Origin of the sequence: Neobacillus pocheonensis (assembly GCF_050477905.1) — a bacterium.
Taxonomy (GTDB): domain Bacteria; phylum Bacillota; class Bacilli; order Bacillales; family Cytobacillaceae; genus Neobacillus; species Neobacillus pocheonensis_A.
Map to the genome: position 1 here is coordinate 34,215 of NZ_JBCNAD010000033.1, position 17,147 is coordinate 51,361.

Below are 17,147 nucleotides of genomic sequence, written 5' to 3' on the forward strand. Positions count from 1 at the left end.
GGTGCTTGATTTAACTCGCCAACTGGCGAGTTTTCTATCGAAAGGGGAAAAAAATGAACGAACGGTATTCACGGCAGGTCCTCTTTCCCGGCATCGGCAAAGAAGGACAAGCAAAGATTAACAGTAAACACGTCTTGATTATTGGCGCCGGTGCGCTGGGATCAGGCAATGCAGAGATACTGGCCCGAGCCGGAGTGGGCAAGATCACCATTATCGACCGCGATTATGTAGAAGCCAGCAACCTCCAGCGTCAGCAGCTTTATACGGAAGAGGACGTAGCCGAGAAGCTTCCAAAAGCGGCCGCCGCGGAAAAACGTTTGCGGGCGATAAATTCCGATGTCGAGGTAAGGGCGATTATCGGTGACGCGACACCTGAATTACTGGAAGAGCTGATCGCCGGCGTTGATGTAATGATTGACGCCACTGATAATTTTGAAACACGGATGGCGATGAATGATGTGTCGCAAAAATACAACGTACCTTGGATTTACGGTGCCTGTGTCGGCAGCTTTGGGATGAGTTTTTCCATTATTCCCGGGAAAACGCCTTGTTTGAACTGTTTGCTGCGTTCGATTCCTTTGCAGGGCATGACCTGTGATACAGGCGGGATTATCTCTCCTGCTGTACAAATGGTGATTGCCCATCAGACTACGGAAGCCTTGAAAATGTTAGTCGAGGATTGGGATGCGGTCCGCACCTCGTTTGTCAGCTTTGACCTTTGGAGAAACCAATATACCAATTTAAAAATGTCGAAGGCGAAGTTTGCCGGCTGCTTGTCTTGCGGCGAGGAGCGGACCTATCCGTACCTCGATCATGAAAACATGACGAAAACGACCGTGCTGTGCGGCCGCGATACGGTGCAAATTCGTCCCTCCACATCGGGGGAAATTTCACTTGAACGGCTTGCGGGCCAACTTAGTGCCCTCGGATACTCGGTTAAAGGCAATCCCTATTTAGTGTCAGTGGAAATGGGCGATGAACGGATGGTTATTTTTCAAGACGGCCGTGCCCTCATCCATGGCACCAAGGATTTAACACACGCGAAGGCAATTTATCAGCGGATATTAGGATAAAAATAAACCCGTACCTACTTAGTTAGGTGCGGGTTGTTTCACTTTGAAGTATTGGCCAATTGAACACATACTAACATGAAAAATGAAATCCCAATCATGCAGAGAACCCATAACCATGCCATATGCATATTGCCGGAGTCAATCGCGACATATATAGCTGTCGGGGTTGTTTGCGTTTTTCCAGGGATATTCCCGGCAAACATAAGTGTGGCCCCGAACTCGCCTAACGCCCGAGCAAAACTTAAGATGCCGCCAGAAACAATGGATTTCCACGCAAGCGGGACAGCCACAAACAGGAATACCTGGAATCGATTCGCCCCGTCAACACGGGCAGCATCCTCGACCTCTCCATCAACCCCGTCAAATCCTGTCTTCGCAGATTGATACATGAGGGGAAAAGCAACAATCACAGCCGCAATGACCGCCGCCCACCAGGTGAAAACGACAGGCTGCTTAAATACCCATTCGATGAATTGACCCACAGGACTCTGTTTTCCAAAAACTACAAGCAGCAAAAAACCGACAACCGTTGGCGGAAGCACTAGCGGCAAGAGGAAAATGGTCTCCAGCACCGTCTTTCCTTTGAAACGTATCTTCGCCATGAAATGTCCTAAAAATAACCCTAAAACCAAAACAATGAATCCTGAAACAACAGCAATCTCGATTGATAGTTTTACAGGATCCCAAAAGTGGTCAGTCATCTTTGTATTTTACAGTCCTTTAAATCCGTATTTTTCAAAAACCTTCATGGCTTCTTTCGTTTGCAGATAATCATAGAATAGCATATCTTCCTTTTGATGGGTACTAGCTTTGATGACCCCAACTGGATAAATGATTGGTGTATGGGTCTTTTCATCAGCCGTGGCAGCTATCTTCACCTTTGATGAAGTCAGGGCATCGGTTTTATAAACCATTCCGGCGTCGACATTCCCGGTTTCCACATATGTAAGCACTTGACGGACATCTTTGGCATAGACGATTTTTCCTTCAACGATGCTCCAAATATTTAATTTCCCCAGCACCTCTTTCGCATAAGCGCCTGCAGGTACCGATTCAGGGGTTCCAAGAGAAATTTTATCAGCTTTCTTCATGTCTTCAATTGTATGAATGCCTTTAGCAGATTCCTTTGGGACGACTAGCACAAGCTCATTTCCAACAAGGTCAATCCCATTTTTCTTGTCAATCAGACCATCATTCACAAGTGTATCGAATTTATCTTCTGCAGCAGAAAAGAAAAGATCGACAGGTGCACCTTGTGAGATTTGCTGCTGAAGTGCGCCGGAAGCACCGAAGTTATAGTTGATTTTAATATTTCCATGTTTTTTGTTAAAGTTGCTTGTTATTTCTGTCAAGGCGTCCTGCAGGCTCGCAGCTGCTGAAACTGTCAATTCAACCTTCTTTTCAGGTGCTGTTTGTTTTTTTTCTGTTGGCTGTTTACCTTGCTCGTTTGAAGAACATCCAGCCAAGGTAAGGAACAGCAGTAAAAATAGGGGGTAAACTTTTTTCAAATGATTCACTCCTTATAACTAGTTATAACTAATTATAATTAAATATAATGAGGGAAGGAATGAAAAACATCACAAATGGGCAATTTTTTTTCGAATTATGCTTAAATAAATAGAATGAGATACAATAGAAGGAGGAGTGATGAACATGTCCAAGGAAATCTCTTATACAATAGAAGAAGTGGCCCAGCTATTAAAAGTCTCGAAATTAACCGTATATGATTTAATAAAAAAGGGCGAACTTCCAGTGTTCCGAGTTGGCAGACAAATGCGGATGGATGCCCAGGATTTAGACGATTACATCAAAAATCAGAAATCCACGAAAATGAACACCTTCACACTTCCAGCTGTCGATTCTCACAAAAACAGACCAATAGAATCTCACAATATTGTGATTAGCGGACAAGATATGGTACTGGATCTACTAGGGAAACAAATTGAAAAATATTCAAACTTTAAGACATTGCGATCCTTCACAGGCAGTCTGAACAGTCTTATTTCCTTATATAATGGTCAATGTGATATTGTTAGTTTACATATGTTTGATGGGGATACGGGAGAATATAATCTTCCCTATGTAAAAAGAATTTTAACAGGGTATCCATATATATTAATCAATCTTGTTTCAAGAAAAGCAGGTTTGTATGTACAAAAAGGAAACCCGTTGAACATCACCAGCTGGACGGACCTTAATCAGCCCCACGTTCACATCATTAACAGAGAGAAGGGGTCAGGAGCCAGAATCCTGCTTGATGAACAGCTTAGGATCCGGCAAATTTCCTCACGGACGATTAATGGGTATGAACAAGAAGAGACGAATCATTTAAGTGTTGCTTCAGCGGTATCAATGGGGAAAGCAGATGTGGGAATAGGAATTGAAAAAGCAGCAAAAATGGTGGAAGTAGACTTTATTCCGTTAATAACAGAAAGATACGACCTTGTTCTGTTAAAAACACCCGAAAACGAGACACTCATCCGAATTGTGAAGGAGATTTTATCTTCACCTGCATTTCAGTCAGAAATAAACTCATTTGGTGATTACGATTCTTCACAGACTGGTTCCATTATGTATGAGACCTTTTGACAAAATCCTACTTGTTTCACGTGGAACAATAGAATATTGTCGAAGTAGTTTTTGAAAAGAAAGGAAATGTCGAAGTGAGTATATCGATGCAAACATTGTTAGCAAAAATAGAAGCGGAATTGAAGCTGGCGCAATCGTCACAGAAGCAAGAAACCTTGCGAGAAAAGATTTACTCTATTAAAATATTATGCGAATTGATATTAGACGAAAAGCCGGGAAAAAGTGAAGTGGTCGTGAATCCAGCGCCAATGGTTCAGCCTGTCCTCACGCAGCCAGTTTTTCAACAGCCGGTATCATTGCCACAGTCAAAAAAATTAGAATTAGGTGACGAAGCGAACGGGGATTCGTTGTTTGATTTTTAAATGAAAAGCGGAAGCGCCTAGGCGCTGAAGCTGGACAAGAAGGGGAGAAAAAGAAAATGAAAACTTTTATTATAATCGGTGCAATCAACGCCTTTTTGGCCGTAGCGCTGGGTGCCTTTGGGGCACATGGATTAAAAGACAGACTGGACGCCCACTATTTAGAAATTTGGAAAACAGGTGTAACCTATCAAATGTTTCATGCAACAGGCTTGTTAATCATTGGCTTTCTCCTTGGCAAGGTTCCGGCCAGCTCCTTGTTTAGCTGGTCAGGATGGTTAATGCTCGCGGGGATCATCTTCTTTAGCGGCAGCCTTTATCTGTTAAGCTTAACGAAAGTAGGCGTTTTGGGGGCTATCACGCCGATTGGCGGTGTCTGCTTCTTGGCAGCGTGGATTTTGATCATTGTTGGAGCGGTTAAACATTTATAAAGTGAAACTTCAATCAGTGGGGCGTTCCATCCCCCACTGATTGTTAGTTGAACCAATCGGGCATTTACGGGCAGTTGATCCCCCACTTATCCTTTTTTCCTTCTATAAAGTCTTGAAGTGGGGATCTTACTGCCAGTTAATGCGGAATAAACAAAAAAGGCATTGGACTCGAGTCCTAATGCCTTTTTTATTTACCTTGGCGAATAAGTACCTAATGCAGGGCCGCCGCCTGCAAATGGATATTGATACTCGATTTCCTCGGAGAATTGGATATAGTCGACAGCAACCATTGGAATGAGGTAACGTGTACCGACTTGCGGGTCACTTAAAATGACATGGTCTCTTCCGGCTGCTTCGATGATTCCTTTAAATTCCTTGGAATTCCATTGCGTGCTGCCTTCAAAAGTGGCAAACACACTGACAAGCTTTCCTTTGTTCAAACGTAAAATATTCTCGATGTATGATTGTTCAATTGGCAGCATTCCTGCCGAAACGGATGCCGCTGCTGCAGCTTGTGAAGGCGTTGGTGTGGCCCCCGCGCCAGCTGGCGGAAATTGCTGTGCCCCAGGATAAAAAGGCTGCCCAGCAGCCCCGGTCTGTGCTGGTCCGGTATAAGGCTGAAATCCTTGTGGATTGTAGTATTGACTCATCTTTTTCCCTCCTAAAAATGACTAGACGAATGATTCAACATTCTATTCATACTCGCATTAGCCCAAAAGGGTTCCTGCTTCTTTTTACTAAGACTCGCTGTTTTATAAATATGAGGGAAAGGCCAGAGATATGACTTCAGGAAAAGTAAAAAAACTCCCAGCAGAAGCTGGAAGCTTTAAGGATTAAACATGAAGGAATGTTGGTACGCGTTCTTCCTCTAAAAGGTTCCCAACGAAGAAGGCACCAAATTCGCCGTAGCGGGCGCTTACTTCATCAAAACGCATTTCATAGACAAGCTTTTTGAACTGAAGCACATCGTCGGCGAACAAAGTTACGCCCCATTCGTAATCGTCAAAACCAACAGAGCCGGTAATAATTTGCTTTACCTTACCAGCATATGTACGACCAATCATGCCATGGCTGCGCATCATATTGCGGCGCTCCTCCATCGGCAGCATATACCAGTTGTCCTGGCCTTGGCGGCGCTTATCCATTGGATAGAAGCAAACATGCTTCGTTTTTGGAAGAGTCGGATACAGTCGCGCAAGGATTTGCGGATTTTGATATGGATCCTCCCCAGCCGGAAGATAGTTGCTAAGCTCCACAACAGAAACATAAGAATGGGCAGGAATAGTGAATTCTGCCAATTTAGTTTTATTAAATTCGGTTTCAATTTGATTTAATTCTTCCATCGTAGGACGAAGGATCATCATCATAAAATCAGCCTTTTGGCCAACGACTGTATATAGGGCATGGCTGCCTTCTTTGCGCTCCTGAGTGGTATTCCACTTTTCAACTAGACTTAAAAACTCGTGGATTGCCGACTGACGTTCATCGCTAGAAAGCATCTTCCAAGTCGTCCAGTCAACTGTACGAAAATCATGCAGGCAGTACCAGCCATCAAGCGTTTGTGCTGCTTCACTCATTACAATCACTCCTTATTCATCATTCACACATAACTATAACATAGTTTGACCAACAGACGCTTTAATAAAACCTTTAAGGATATTTTTATAAAAAATAGTAAATAGTAAAAGGTAGAGTGTAATTTTTTTGAAAACTTAAACATTTAGGTTGAAAACGTTATCTGTGAGTAAAATCATTGAAATTTTAGCTATGTAAAGTATGCTTGTTAGGTAGTTTTGTAAGGGAGGAACATTTTGTGAGTGATTTATTTGAAGGTTTAAAGCAAAAAATTTCCGGACGTGATATAAAAATCGTTTTTCCAGAAGGTTTGGACGAGCGGGTAGTTCGGGCGGCCGGCCGCCTGGCAGAGGAAAAACTGCTGACGCCGATTTTGGTCGGTAACATTGAACAGGTACAGGCAAAAGCGCAAGAGGTCGGTGTTTCATTGGAAGCAGCGGAAATCTATGACCCTGCGAACTATGCAGGTATGGACGAGCTTGTGGCAGCATTTGTCGAGCGCCGCAAAGGAAAAGCAACCGAAGAGGATGCACGCAAAATCTTGCTTGATGAAAACTATTTCGGCACGATGCTTGTGTATTTAAATAAAGCAAACGGTTTGGTCAGCGGTGCAGCTCACTCTACGGCAGATACAGTCCGTCCAGCGTTACAAATTATTAAAACGAAAGAGGGCGTACGGAAAACCTCCGGTGTATTCATTATGGTGCGCGGTGAGGAGAAATATGTGTTTGCCGATTGTGCCATCAATATTGCCCCGGACAGCCTCGATTTAGCGGAAATTGCTATTGAAAGTGCAAAAACAGCTAAGATGTTTGATATTGAGCCGCGTATTGCAATGCTTTCGTTTTCAACAAAGGGTTCGGCGAAGTCGCCTGAAACGGAAAAGGTTTCTGAAGCAGTGGCTGAGGCGAAGCGCCGCGATCCATCACTTGTGCTTGATGGCGAATTTCAGTTTGATGCTGCATTTGTTCCGTCTGTGGCTAAAAGTAAGGCGCCGGACTCCGTGCTCCAAGGGGATGCGAACGTGTTTATTTTCCCAAGCCTAGAAGCAGGAAACATCGGCTATAAAATTGCCCAGCGTTTGGGTGGATTTGAAGCAGTTGGTCCGATTTTACAAGGCTTAAAGAAGCCAGTCAACGATCTTTCTCGTGGATGTAATGAAGAAGATGTCTATAAGCTTGCATTAATTACGGCAGGGCAAGGATTATAAGAGTTTTTAGGGGAGCTGGTCCGGGTGGGCTGGCTCTTTTTTAGAGATTGTCTATTTTTGGATTGGTTTTGTCTACTTTTTTGATGGTTTTGACTTTTTTTAAAGGTGTATTGTCTATTTTTAGAGCCAATTTGTCTAATTTTCCTGGCGTTTTGTTTAATTAGACATTTCTTGGGAATAAGCAGGACAAGGCACCTGTTATTTTGATAAAATACCCCTATCAAACATGCAAGGAGTTACCATTATGGAAGCTTTACTGTGCCAACCTCAGTGGCGGATTATTGATCAGTCTGCCATTGGCAGTCATTTTCACGCGTTACAGTCATTTGGAACGGATGATACTCTCTGTGCCTCAGTAGGAGCTGGAAAAGCGCCGGCCACTGCCAGGACATGGGTTCATCACAATACCATCGTTCTCGGCATTCAAGATACAAAACTGCCATTCTTACAAGAAGGCATTGATTTTTTAAAACATCAGGGCTATCAGTATATCGTCAGAAATTCGGGCGGCCTCGCTGTTGTTCTCGATGAAGGTGTCCTTAATATTTCACTAATATTTCCCGAGGCGGAAAAAGGGATTGATATCAATCGCGGATATGACGCGATGTGGCAGCTAGTTCAACAAATGTTTGCAGAGTTTCCGCAACAGATTGAGGCAAGGGAAATAGTGGGCTCTTATTGCCCGGGAAGTTATGACCTTAGTATCGGCGGAAAAAAATTTGCGGGCATTTCCCAGCGTCGCCTCAAAAGAGGAGTCGCCGTGCAGATTTATCTTTGTGTGGATGGCAGCGGCAGTCAGCGCGCCGAACTGATAAGGGAGTTTTACAAAAGGGCCAAACAATCGGAAACGACCAAATTCGCCTATCCGGAAATTGTCCCCAATGTGATGGCCTCGCTTTCGGAGCTTTACCAAACTAATTTCACAATCGCGGATGTCATGCTTCGACTATTAAACCAGCTAAAACTGAACAGCGATTTTCTCTATGCCGGCCAGCTCAATGAATTCGAGCTCGAGCTCTTGCCAGGATACTATCAACGAGTCGTGGAGCGGAACGAAAAACTTGAGGAAATGTAAAAAAGCCGTAAACGATTTACGGCTTTTTCAAATGGATGCTGCCATCCAACCTCTTCTCCCCAAACTACTGTCTAGCTGCAGCGCCTAGGGGCTCGGGGTCATAAGCCAATCCGTCAAGAAGGCTAAAAAGCAGCCTTCTCGCCAGCTCGTCTTATGCCTGTCGCCCCTAGGAAAAAGTGAACCATTTTTTCCCTGGTCAAGGCGCTTCCGCTTTTTTAGTTACTCGGCTACTTTTTCTAAGTTGCCATTACGGTCCATTTTGAATTTAGTAGCAGGTCTTTCTTCTTCTTCAAATAACACAAGCTTTCTGGCGCGGTTCATGATTTTCATTAAGGTCTCGTAATCTTCTTGAATCGTTTCCGTATTCTGCTCGAGATCCTCAATTTTTGCACGCATTTCTTCATTTTGCTTTCGTAACTCGGCCAGTTCTCGCTTCAATCTTTCATTCTCACTTTTTAATGCATCATTTTGCAGATTGGAATGATTGAAGTTTTGTAAGTAATCGATGATGGAATCAAGGTTAAGTCCTGCTCCTGATGGCCGATAGGTTTGAACGGAAGCGGCTGGTTTTACATAGGTTTCTACGGCCATTTCTGCTGTCATATCAGGCATTTCAACCATCGTTTCGACCGGCATTTCAACGGACATCGGCATTGCTTCCATTTCATCTGAAACCGAAACTGGCGGACTGTAAAGCAGCTTTTTCTTGCCACCTTGATCTTTTCCTAAAACTCTTGATCTTTGTTTACGTTGCTTTTTGGCTAGTTGTAAGGCTTTTTCATAGCGGTGGCGAACGACGGCATTCCATCTGAAACCACAGGCTGCTGACGTCCGATTCAGCTTGTCGCCCACCTCTTCAAAGGCGTTCAGCTGGGTGCTGCCTTCTCTCACATGCCTAAGGACAGTTTCGGCTAAAAGCAGATCGTTCTCATCTGTCCACGCGTCTTGACGAACTTTCATATGTTTCAACTCCTTAAAATGATTTACAAATAAATTTGTCAAGTAATTCCTGACGATATTTAAAAAGTTCTAGTCTTAGGATGGACAAGTTTTCTAGCCTTTATACCAAATTGGTTAAAAGTGTAATAGATTTTTTTAAAAGTTTAATTAATTGATTGCTAAAGATTGCACCTTGCAATGCTTGCCAAGAAAATGTAAAATACGTAATTGAGTTTAATTACAGAACATATAGGGATAAAATAATAGATATCATGAGATTGACCGAAGAAAGGGTTGTAAAAGATGTCCAATGAATTTCGAGTTTGCGACGATTGCCAGGCCGTGAATTTAAAGACATTGATCCCTCGCTTGAAAGAAATCGATCCGAATGCCGAAATCAAAATTGGCTGCCAGTCCTACTGCGGACCCGGCCGGAAAAAGACCTTTGCCTTCGTTAATAACCGCCCTGTTGCAGCATTAACGGAAGAGGAATTAATGGAGAAAGTGAATAAAAAGATCAAATAATCACCTTTCACTCGCAAGTTGAAGGTGATTTTTCTTTCGCTATTTGTCGAAAAATCCTGTAGAAATTTGCTGAAAGATAGGCTGTTTTTGGGATATAATAGAAAAAAGTGTATTTAGTGAAGGGGGGAAATCCATGTCATATTCCACGGAAAAACTGACGGAAGAAAAAGTGTTTAAAGATCCGGTTCATCGCTATGTTCACGTCCGCGACCAGGCGATTTGGGATTTAATCGGAACAAAGGAGTTTCAACGTCTTCGGAGAATTAAACAGCTCGGAACAACGTTTTTGACATTTCACGGCGCGGAGCATAGCCGCTTTAATCATTCTCTCGGTGTCTATGAAATTGTCCGCCGCATCATCGATGATGTGTTTGCCGGCAGGCCGGAGTGGAACGATGATGAACGCTTGCTGACGCTTGCTGCTGCCCTTCTCCACGACCTCGGACATGGTCCGTTTTCCCATTCCTTTGAAAAAGTGTTTGATTTTGACCATGAAGATTTTACCCGAGCGATTATACTCGGGAATACTGAAGTGAACAAGGTTCTTGTTAAAGTGGGGCCTGACTTTCCTGGACAAGTGGCCGAAGTCATTGCCAAGACCTCTGATAAAAAACTGGTAATTAGCCTTATTTCCAGCCAAATTGACGCCGACCGGATGGATTACCTGCAGCGGGATGCTTATTTTACCGGTGTCAGTTACGGTCAATTTGATATGGAACGAATCTTGCGCGTAATGCGGCCGCGCGAAGACCAAGTGGTCATTAAAAAAAGTGGTATGCATGCTGTTGAGGATTATATTATGAGCCGCTATCAAATGTACTGGCAAGTTTATTTTCATCCTGTCTCTCGTAGTGCAGAGGTGATTTTGACGAAAATCCTTCACCGCGCCAAGCATTTGTTTGAAGAAAACTATTCATTTAAACATGAACCGATTCACTTTACATCCTTCTTTCATGAGCAAGTGACATTAGAAGACTATTTAAAATTAGATGAATCGGTTATTTTATATTATTTTCAAATCTGGCAGGAAGAAGACGACCCGATTTTGCGCGACTTGTGCCGCCGATTTGTCAATCGCAATCTGTTCAAATATACGGAATTTGATCCGGCAAAGGAATACAAAAAGCTCGCCGAATTGACGCGTCTTTTTGAAAAAGCTGGCATCGACCCTGACTATTATTTGGTCGTCGATTCATCGTCTGACCTGCCTTATGATTTTTATCGTCCTGGAGAGGAAGAAGAGCGGCTGCCGATTCATTTGCTGATGCGGGGCGGCGAATTAAAGGAGCTTTCCAGAGAATCAGAGATCGTCGATGCGATTTCTGGAAAAAGAAGAACAGACCATAAGCTCTATTATCCTGCCGATTTCCTCGAGGATGACTCAGGTGACGTGAATATCAAAAAGCAAATTCGTGGCCTTTTAGAAATATAAGACTTTTTTTGGTGCCTGACACCCAAATGGAGTAGGAGTTGACGAACGTTGTTAAAAGATCATGCTAAGCTGATGCAGGCGTTTATGGTATCCGGTGAAATTGTCGGAAGAAAAAAGCTGCAGAAGATGATATATATTGCCAAAAAGGTTGCCTTTCCGTTTCAAGAACGGTTCCAGTTTCATTTTTACGGGCCTTATTCCGAGGAATTGACGACACGAGTGGAAGAGCTTTGTAATATGGGCTTTTTAAACGAAGTGAAGGAGAAAAAAGGCGGCTACTTCCAATATCGCTACACTCTGACTGATACGGGCAAAGAGTTTTTGAGCTTGAATGATGTGGACATGCCCTGTTTGGCCGATTGTTTATGCGATATGAACGGCCAGAATGCTAGATTCCTTGAACTGGTTTCAACGGTTTTATATTTTGATAATCTTCCAAAAGAAGAAGTGGCGAACAAGGTGTTTACCTTAAAAAGCAGCCAGCGCTATACCGAAGCGGAGATTGATGAGGCCTATCAATACATCGAAGCGTTGAAGGGAAAAATACAATAAATTCAAAAAAAGCTTGGACATTCTGAAATGTCCAAGCTTTTTTTGGGTTGTACACACAGAAAGGACAAATGTCCATGAATGGTGCCTGTCACCATTTATAACATCATTTTATTTGTCGCTGGCACGGACGCCGCCGACACCGTAGTGGTTTTTGCTCATTTCTTCGATGAAGACGGTGATGTTTTCTTTTGGCGCGCCGGTTGTTTCGCTGACAGCGACGGTCACCTTTTCTACTAGTGCTCTCTTTTGATCTTCGGTGCGGCCTTCAAGCATTTTTACTGTAACGTATGGCATATGTATATCCCTCCTTTACGTTCATTTAATTCGAGAACTGTCCAGCTCCAGCGCCTAGGGGCTCTTTGGTCTAAGCCAATCCGTCAAAAAGGTTAAAAGGGAACCTTTCTGCCGGCTTGTCTTATGCTTGTCGCCCCTAGGAAAAAATGAACTGCTTTTTTCCCTGATCAAGGCGCTTCCGCTTTTCTATTGTAGTGTTCCACATTTGCTTAAAAAGTGCAATAATTGTAGTCACATTAGGTTTTCTTTTTCGAAGGGGTTTCATGTATACTTAAATGAATAGACAGAGATTTCGGTATTCAGAAGGAGGAGAGACATGAATGGAAGGATTTCTTGCCTATCCGCTTCAGATGATTCCCTATGTAGCGATTACGTTGGCACTTGCATTTACGTTTCATGAATTTGCTCATGCATATGTAGCCTATAAATTCGGTGATCACACAGCTAAAGACCAAGGACGGCTTACGTTAAATCCGCTCAAGCATCTGGATCCAATCGGGACATTACTTATCTTTATCGCCGGCTTTGGCTGGGCGCGCCCGGTACCGGTTAATCGTTTTTTCTTTAAAAAACCGCGCTTAGCGGGAATTCTTGTTTCCGTTGCTGGTCCGCTAAGTAATTTAATTTTGACTTTGATTGGTTTTATCATCCTCTATGGTTTATCAGGGTTTGGGGTTGAGGTATCGGGGAAATTTTATGATTTCCTAGAAATATTCATAAGTTTAAATACCGTACTGTTCATTTTTAACCTGCTTCCGTTTCCGCCTCTTGACGGCTACCGGATTGTAGAGGATTTAGCGCCTAATGATGTCCGCGCTAAAATGACACAATACGAACAGTATGGATCCCTTATCTTTTTGATATTGGTGATCACTCCGCTTGATCAATATACGATTCAACCGATATTTAATTTCATTATCCCTTGGGTTTTAGGAGGGTTAGATAGTTTCTTTTATTCATTGTTTTTATAGGAGGGTTCCGTTTCAATGGAAGAAAATAAGAAAAAACTTGGCTTTAATATAATTAAAAATGACCCGTTAGATGGGCATAAAGGCTTTGGGAAGGGTGCCCTAACGCTTGATAATGTTTCGCCGGTCATCATTGACGTCGAGGCAGGCGAAGCAGAGATTGATGTCGGAGCCATGCATGCCCGCAGCGTCGTTGAAAAAGGGATTAAATTTTTGAAGAATCAAGAAGAAGTCCCAAACGGCAAGCCCTATTGGCTTGTCTGGGTAACAATTGACCGCAATGAGGAAGGACCATACTATGCCGGCGTTACTGCTTGTTATATGACGGTGGATCGGGAAATCCGCCGCGGCTATAAATCCTTGCCTGAACATGTGAACCGCATGGATAAATCGTTGAAACGCCATATTATCGTCGAAGATATGGATGCGAATTCGAAGAAAGTCTTAGCGGATTTCCTCCGTGCCCATAATGAGGTCTTGTGGAACAATTCAACAGAAGAACTGAAAAAAGGTTTATTAACAGAATAAAAAATCTTGTAGTTTTTTTTTAAAATGGGTAGTATTATAAACAGTGTGAAAGCACTGTAAAACTAGGACAAGAAAAGCTCCGGAGCGATCCGGAGCTTTTCTATTTAATGTCCCCACGGCATAATCTTCTTGTACCACGGAATTTGTTTAGTCTTCTTCTTGGCAGCTGAGCCTTTATCGGAATGGCTTAAATGATCGGTGCAATATTCGGTCGGCTCTGTTCCTTCAACAAAATAAGTAAAGCGGCGGATTGGGCAATCATCTGTCGCCAGCTTGCCGTTTTCAGGGTCGATGTATACGCCAATAACGCCCTCTTTTGGCGGGTTAAAGGCTTTAACGGGCTTGCCGGATAAGGCTTCCTCCATAAAATTTGCCCAAATATTTTTCGCGTACGTTTTTTCTGCGGTAAGCTCGAGGGGCTTGCCGACATCATAGCCCGCCCATACAGCAGTGACGAGCTGCGGTGAGTAGCCAATCATCCAGCTGTCTGTTTCGGTAGAGCCGGATTTTCCCGCATATGGCCGGGTCAAATCATTTACAATCGTGCTGCCAGTGACCTTGGCGTAGCCGTTCAGCTTCGGATCGAAAATTCCGGTTAACATTTGTGTCATCACAAACGCTTTCGCGGCGTCTAATACCTTTTCTTTCTGATTATCTTTTTCAAAAATAACATTTCCATTATAGTCTTCTACTCGCGTAATCAGGGTCGGCTGAACCTTTTTGCCGCCATTGGCAAACATGCTGTAGGCATTAGCCATTTCAATCACACGTACCCCTGAAGTTCCTAATGCCAGCGAAGGAACCTGGTTCATTTTTGTGGAAAGACCAAATTTTCGCGCCGTTTCAATTAATGTCCCTTCTCCTAAAAATAAATGCGTTTTAACGGCAAAAATATTATCGGAAACAGCAAGCGCCTGCGCAAGCGTAATCTCACCGTCTGCATATTTATTGTTAAAATTATGCGGCGTATAATCTGGTGTCCCGTCATCAAAATGGAAGGTCGTAAACTCGCTTCGCATCGTTGAGGATGGAGTAAAGCCATTTTCAAGTGCTGCATAATAGAGCAGCGGCTTGATGGTCGAGCCTGGCTGCCGGACGGCCTGAACTGCGCGATTAAAAGGACTTTTTTCATAATCCCTGCCGCCAACCATCGCTTTGACGTACCCGTTTTTCGGATCCATCGCAACTAAGCCGACTTGTATTTCCGAGGTGTTAGATACATATTGGTTGACCTGGCTTTCAGCTGCTTTCTGATCCTTTAGGTTAAGGGTCGTAAATACTTTTAAGCCGCCAAGAGCAATCGTGCGTTCATCCAAATGGAGCTGGTTCTTTAATGCATTTTTAACGGCGTCCTGAAAATAAGGAGCTACCTTCACTTTTTGGGTCGTGTGAACGCCTACTAAGTTTAGTGGTTGTTGAGCAGCTTTTTTCGTGATGTAATGATTGTTCACCATGCTTTGTAAAATAATTTTTTGCCGGTTTTTCGCATTTTCCATTGAGCTAAGCGGCGAGTAATAGCTTGGCCCCTTTGGAATTCCGGCAAGCATGCTGGCCTCCGCCAAGGTTAAGTCAGATGCTTTTTTGCCAAAATAATATTGGCTGGCCGCTTCGACACCGTAAGCACCGTTGCCATAATAGATAGTATTTAAATAGCCTTCGAGAATATCTTTTTTCGAATAATTCATTTCAAGGCGGATGGTATAGAACGCTTCATGCATTTTCCGCTTCCATGTTTTGTCGTGTTCGAGAAAAAGGTTCCTTGCGTATTGCTGGGTGATCGTGCTCGCACCTTGCACCTTGGAAAACGCTTGAACATCGGCAATCACGGCACCGGCAATTCTCTTAAAATCAAAGCCATGATGCTCGTAAAAATTTTTATCCTCAATTGATATGGTCGCATGGACAAGGTCAGGCGAAATGTCTTTCATGCCAACCCAGTACCGTTTTTGACCGTTATTACTCTCACCTATGAGTGTGCCGTTATCGGCGAAGAATAACGTCGATTGCGGGACAGCCAGCGGCGGCGCCCCCAAAATTTTTGCATAGCCAAGGATGCCGAGGAAGAGAACGAGCATACAAATCATGCCGATCAAACTGATGAAGATGAGTGCACGCAAATATTTAATAGTTTTTCGAAACCCGTGATTCGTCATGATTTCCATTTAGTTCACTCTCCTATAAAGCGGAAGCGCCTTGACCAGCCTAAGGCAAGCTGGAGATCCTGACAGTGAAGTCGTCCTTTGACTTCATTGGCAGGACCGAAGCGACCTCGAGGGGTTAGGCGCTGCAGCTAGATTCACTTCCAATTTTTGAAAAAATAGATAGTACTAGTATTGAAAAAATAGAGTCGTTTTAAACATTTCCCACAAAAAAATGAAATATTTCTTTAAATTTTGCTAGACTTTTTTTTCTGGTTGTATTTCAATAGGTTGGGTAGTATAAAAAATACAGGCATTTGTATGAAAATGAATGGAAGGAAGATGAACATGTCAATTTGGTTCACAGAGAAACAAACTGAAAACTTTGGTATCACCATGAAAGTAAATAAAACCTTACATACAGAGCAAACTGAATTTCAAAAGCTGGATATGATTGAAACAGAAGAGTGGGGCAACATGCTTCTATTAGATGACATGGTTATGACGTCTGTTAAAGATGAATTCGTCTACCATGAAATGGTCGCGCATATTCCGTTATTCACTCATCCAAATCCAGAAAACGTGCTGGTTGTTGGCGGCGGCGATGGCGGGGTTATCCGTGAAGTGTTGAAGCACCCAAGCGTGAAGAAAGCGACGCTTGTTGATATTGATGGAAAAGTAATTGAGTATTCTAAGAAGTTTTTGCCAGAGATTGCTGGTATGCTTGAGGACGCTCGTGTGGATGTACAGGTGGGCGATGGCTTTATGCATATCGCGGAGAGCGACAATCAATATGATGTCATTATGGTTGACTCTACTGAACCAGTTGGTCCTGCGGTAAACTTATTTACAAAAGGATTTTACGCTGGCATCGCTAAGGCGTTGAAAGAAGACGGTATTTTTGTGGCGCAGTCTGATAATCCTTGGTTCAAAGCTGATCTAATCCGCAACGTGCAGCGCGATGTGCGTGAAATCTTCCCAATTACTCGTTTGTATGTCGCGAATATTCCTACTTACCCAAGCGGCTTATGGGCATTCACGATCGGTTCTAAGAAGTATGATCCATTAGCGGTTGAGGAAGACCGTTTCCATGAAATTGAAACCAAATACTACACAAAAGAGCTTCACAAAGCTGCGTTTGTGCTGCCTAAGTTTGTTGGGGATTTGTTGAAATAAAATCATAGAGTGACAAGACATTCTTGTAAAAGTTTTATGGGACAGAATCGGTTGAAAAAAAACAAGAGAAATGTCCCATAGAGAAGTTCTATGGGACAAAATCGGTTAAAAAAACAAGAGAATGTCACATAGAGAGGTTCTATGGGACAAAATCGAGTGAAAAAATAAGAGAAATGTCCTATAGAGAGGTTCTATGGGACAAAATCGAGTGAAAAAACAAGAGAAATGTCCCGTAGAGAAGGTTAAAGACCATGTGTGTGTTGTTCTATAGAAAGTGAGGGTA

The 17,147-nt window shown here is 43.1% G+C and carries 19 protein-coding genes; 12 read left to right on the plus strand and 7 right to left on the minus strand.

Annotated features, from left to right (window positions below; genetic code table 11):
* Positions 1 to 53: 53 nt before the first annotated feature.
* A complete protein-coding gene (locus ABES02_RS18315; protein ID WP_430137965.1) occupies positions 54 to 1,073 on the plus strand; it encodes a thiazole biosynthesis adenylyltransferase ThiF in 1,020 nt (339 codons plus the stop codon).
* 38 nt (positions 1,074 to 1,111) lie between these two features.
* Here the strand turns inward: ABES02_RS18315 and modB are convergent, their stop codons facing one another.
* Together modB and modA are read right to left on the minus strand one after the other, a co-directional pair.
* A complete protein-coding gene (gene modB / locus ABES02_RS18320; RefSeq protein WP_430137968.1) occupies positions 1,112 to 1,774 on the minus strand; it encodes a molybdate ABC transporter permease subunit in 663 nt (220 codons plus the stop codon).
* Positions 1,775 to 1,783: 9 nt separating this feature from the next.
* On the minus strand, positions 1,784 to 2,581 hold the full coding sequence (gene modA / locus ABES02_RS18325; protein WP_430137971.1) for a molybdate ABC transporter substrate-binding protein: 798 nt from the start codon (positions 2,579 to 2,581) through the stop codon (positions 1,784 to 1,786).
* Between the two features lie 145 nt (positions 2,582 to 2,726).
* Here modA and ABES02_RS18330 point away from each other — a divergent pair, with 145 nt between their 5' ends.
* The 3 genes from ABES02_RS18330 to ABES02_RS18340 all read left to right on the plus strand — a co-directional run bounded on the left by ABES02_RS18330 (position 2,727) and on the right by ABES02_RS18340 (position 4,452).
* Positions 2,727 to 3,662 (plus strand): substrate-binding domain-containing protein, encoded by a 936-nt coding sequence (locus tag ABES02_RS18330; RefSeq protein WP_430137974.1) that lies wholly within the window; start codon positions 2,727 to 2,729, stop codon positions 3,660 to 3,662.
* 74 nt (positions 3,663 to 3,736) lie between these two features.
* Positions 3,737 to 4,024, plus strand: coding sequence for a YwdI family protein (locus tag ABES02_RS18335; protein WP_430137976.1), 288 nt, complete (start codon positions 3,737 to 3,739; stop codon positions 4,022 to 4,024).
* Between the two features lie 56 nt (positions 4,025 to 4,080).
* Positions 4,081 to 4,452: a DUF423 domain-containing protein gene (locus tag ABES02_RS18340; RefSeq protein ID WP_430137978.1), complete on the plus strand. Its 372-nt coding sequence runs from the start codon at positions 4,081 to 4,083 to the stop codon at positions 4,450 to 4,452.
* A gap of 191 nt (positions 4,453 to 4,643) precedes the next feature.
* Here ABES02_RS18340 and gerQ read toward each other — a convergent pair whose 3' ends face one another.
* Complete coding sequence (gene gerQ / locus ABES02_RS18345; RefSeq protein WP_430137981.1) at positions 4,644 to 5,102, minus strand: spore coat protein GerQ; 459 nt, start codon at positions 5,100 to 5,102, stop codon at positions 4,644 to 4,646.
* Between the two features lie 183 nt (positions 5,103 to 5,285).
* Positions 5,286 to 6,029 (minus strand): hydrogen peroxide-dependent heme synthase, encoded by a 744-nt coding sequence (gene hemQ / locus ABES02_RS18350; RefSeq protein ID WP_430137983.1) that lies wholly within the window; start codon positions 6,027 to 6,029, stop codon positions 5,286 to 5,288.
* A gap of 236 nt (positions 6,030 to 6,265) precedes the next feature.
* Between hemQ and pta the strand changes: the two genes are divergently transcribed.
* Together pta and ABES02_RS18360 are read left to right on the plus strand one after the other, a co-directional pair.
* Positions 6,266 to 7,237, plus strand: coding sequence for a phosphate acetyltransferase (pta, locus tag ABES02_RS18355; protein ID WP_430137986.1), 972 nt, complete (start codon positions 6,266 to 6,268; stop codon positions 7,235 to 7,237).
* Between the two features lie 244 nt (positions 7,238 to 7,481).
* A complete protein-coding gene (locus ABES02_RS18360; protein ID WP_430137989.1) occupies positions 7,482 to 8,312 on the plus strand; it encodes a lipoate--protein ligase family protein in 831 nt (276 codons plus the stop codon).
* A gap of 219 nt (positions 8,313 to 8,531) precedes the next feature.
* Here the strand turns inward: ABES02_RS18360 and ABES02_RS18365 are convergent, their stop codons facing one another.
* Entirely contained in the window at positions 8,532 to 9,272 is a 741-nt protein-coding gene (locus ABES02_RS18365) for an RsfA family transcriptional regulator (RefSeq protein WP_430137992.1), read from the minus strand.
* 282 nt (positions 9,273 to 9,554) lie between these two features.
* On the opposite strand from ABES02_RS18365, the gene ABES02_RS18370 reads away from it, so the two are divergent.
* From ABES02_RS18370 to ABES02_RS18380, 3 genes are all read left to right on the plus strand, one after another.
* On the plus strand, positions 9,555 to 9,776 hold the full coding sequence (locus tag ABES02_RS18370; protein WP_430137995.1) for a DUF1450 domain-containing protein: 222 nt from the start codon (positions 9,555 to 9,557) through the stop codon (positions 9,774 to 9,776).
* Positions 9,777 to 9,909: 133 nt separating this feature from the next.
* Entirely contained in the window at positions 9,910 to 11,208 is a 1,299-nt protein-coding gene (locus ABES02_RS18375; RefSeq protein ID WP_430137998.1) for an HD domain-containing protein, read from the plus strand.
* Positions 11,209 to 11,256: 48 nt separating this feature from the next.
* Positions 11,257 to 11,760 (plus strand): YwgA family protein, encoded by a 504-nt coding sequence (locus ABES02_RS18380; protein WP_430138000.1) that lies wholly within the window; start codon positions 11,257 to 11,259, stop codon positions 11,758 to 11,760.
* A gap of 108 nt (positions 11,761 to 11,868) precedes the next feature.
* Here ABES02_RS18380 and ABES02_RS18385 read toward each other — a convergent pair whose 3' ends face one another.
* A complete protein-coding gene (locus ABES02_RS18385; protein ID WP_430138002.1) occupies positions 11,869 to 12,054 on the minus strand; it encodes a 2-hydroxymuconate tautomerase in 186 nt (61 codons plus the stop codon).
* A gap of 320 nt (positions 12,055 to 12,374) precedes the next feature.
* Here ABES02_RS18385 and ABES02_RS18390 point away from each other — a divergent pair, with 320 nt between their 5' ends.
* Both ABES02_RS18390 and ABES02_RS18395 read left to right on the plus strand, forming a co-directional pair.
* Positions 12,375 to 13,025 carry a site-2 protease family protein gene (locus tag ABES02_RS18390; protein ID WP_430138004.1) on the plus strand — a complete coding sequence of 217 codons (651 nt, stop codon included), beginning with the start codon at positions 12,375 to 12,377 and terminating at the stop codon, positions 13,023 to 13,025.
* Positions 13,026 to 13,040: 15 nt separating this feature from the next.
* Positions 13,041 to 13,550 (plus strand): YwhD family protein, encoded by a 510-nt coding sequence (locus tag ABES02_RS18395; RefSeq protein ID WP_430138006.1) that lies wholly within the window; start codon positions 13,041 to 13,043, stop codon positions 13,548 to 13,550.
* A gap of 104 nt (positions 13,551 to 13,654) precedes the next feature.
* Here ABES02_RS18395 and ABES02_RS18400 read toward each other — a convergent pair whose 3' ends face one another.
* On the minus strand, positions 13,655 to 15,712 hold the full coding sequence (locus ABES02_RS18400; RefSeq protein ID WP_430138009.1) for a transglycosylase domain-containing protein: 2,058 nt from the start codon (positions 15,710 to 15,712) through the stop codon (positions 13,655 to 13,657).
* Between the two features lie 324 nt (positions 15,713 to 16,036).
* Here ABES02_RS18400 and speE point away from each other — a divergent pair, with 324 nt between their 5' ends.
* Positions 16,037 to 16,864, plus strand: a complete 828-nt coding sequence (speE, locus tag ABES02_RS18405; protein ID WP_430138360.1) for a spermidine synthase — start codon at positions 16,037 to 16,039, stop codon at positions 16,862 to 16,864.
* Positions 16,865 to 17,147 lie beyond the last annotated feature (283 nt).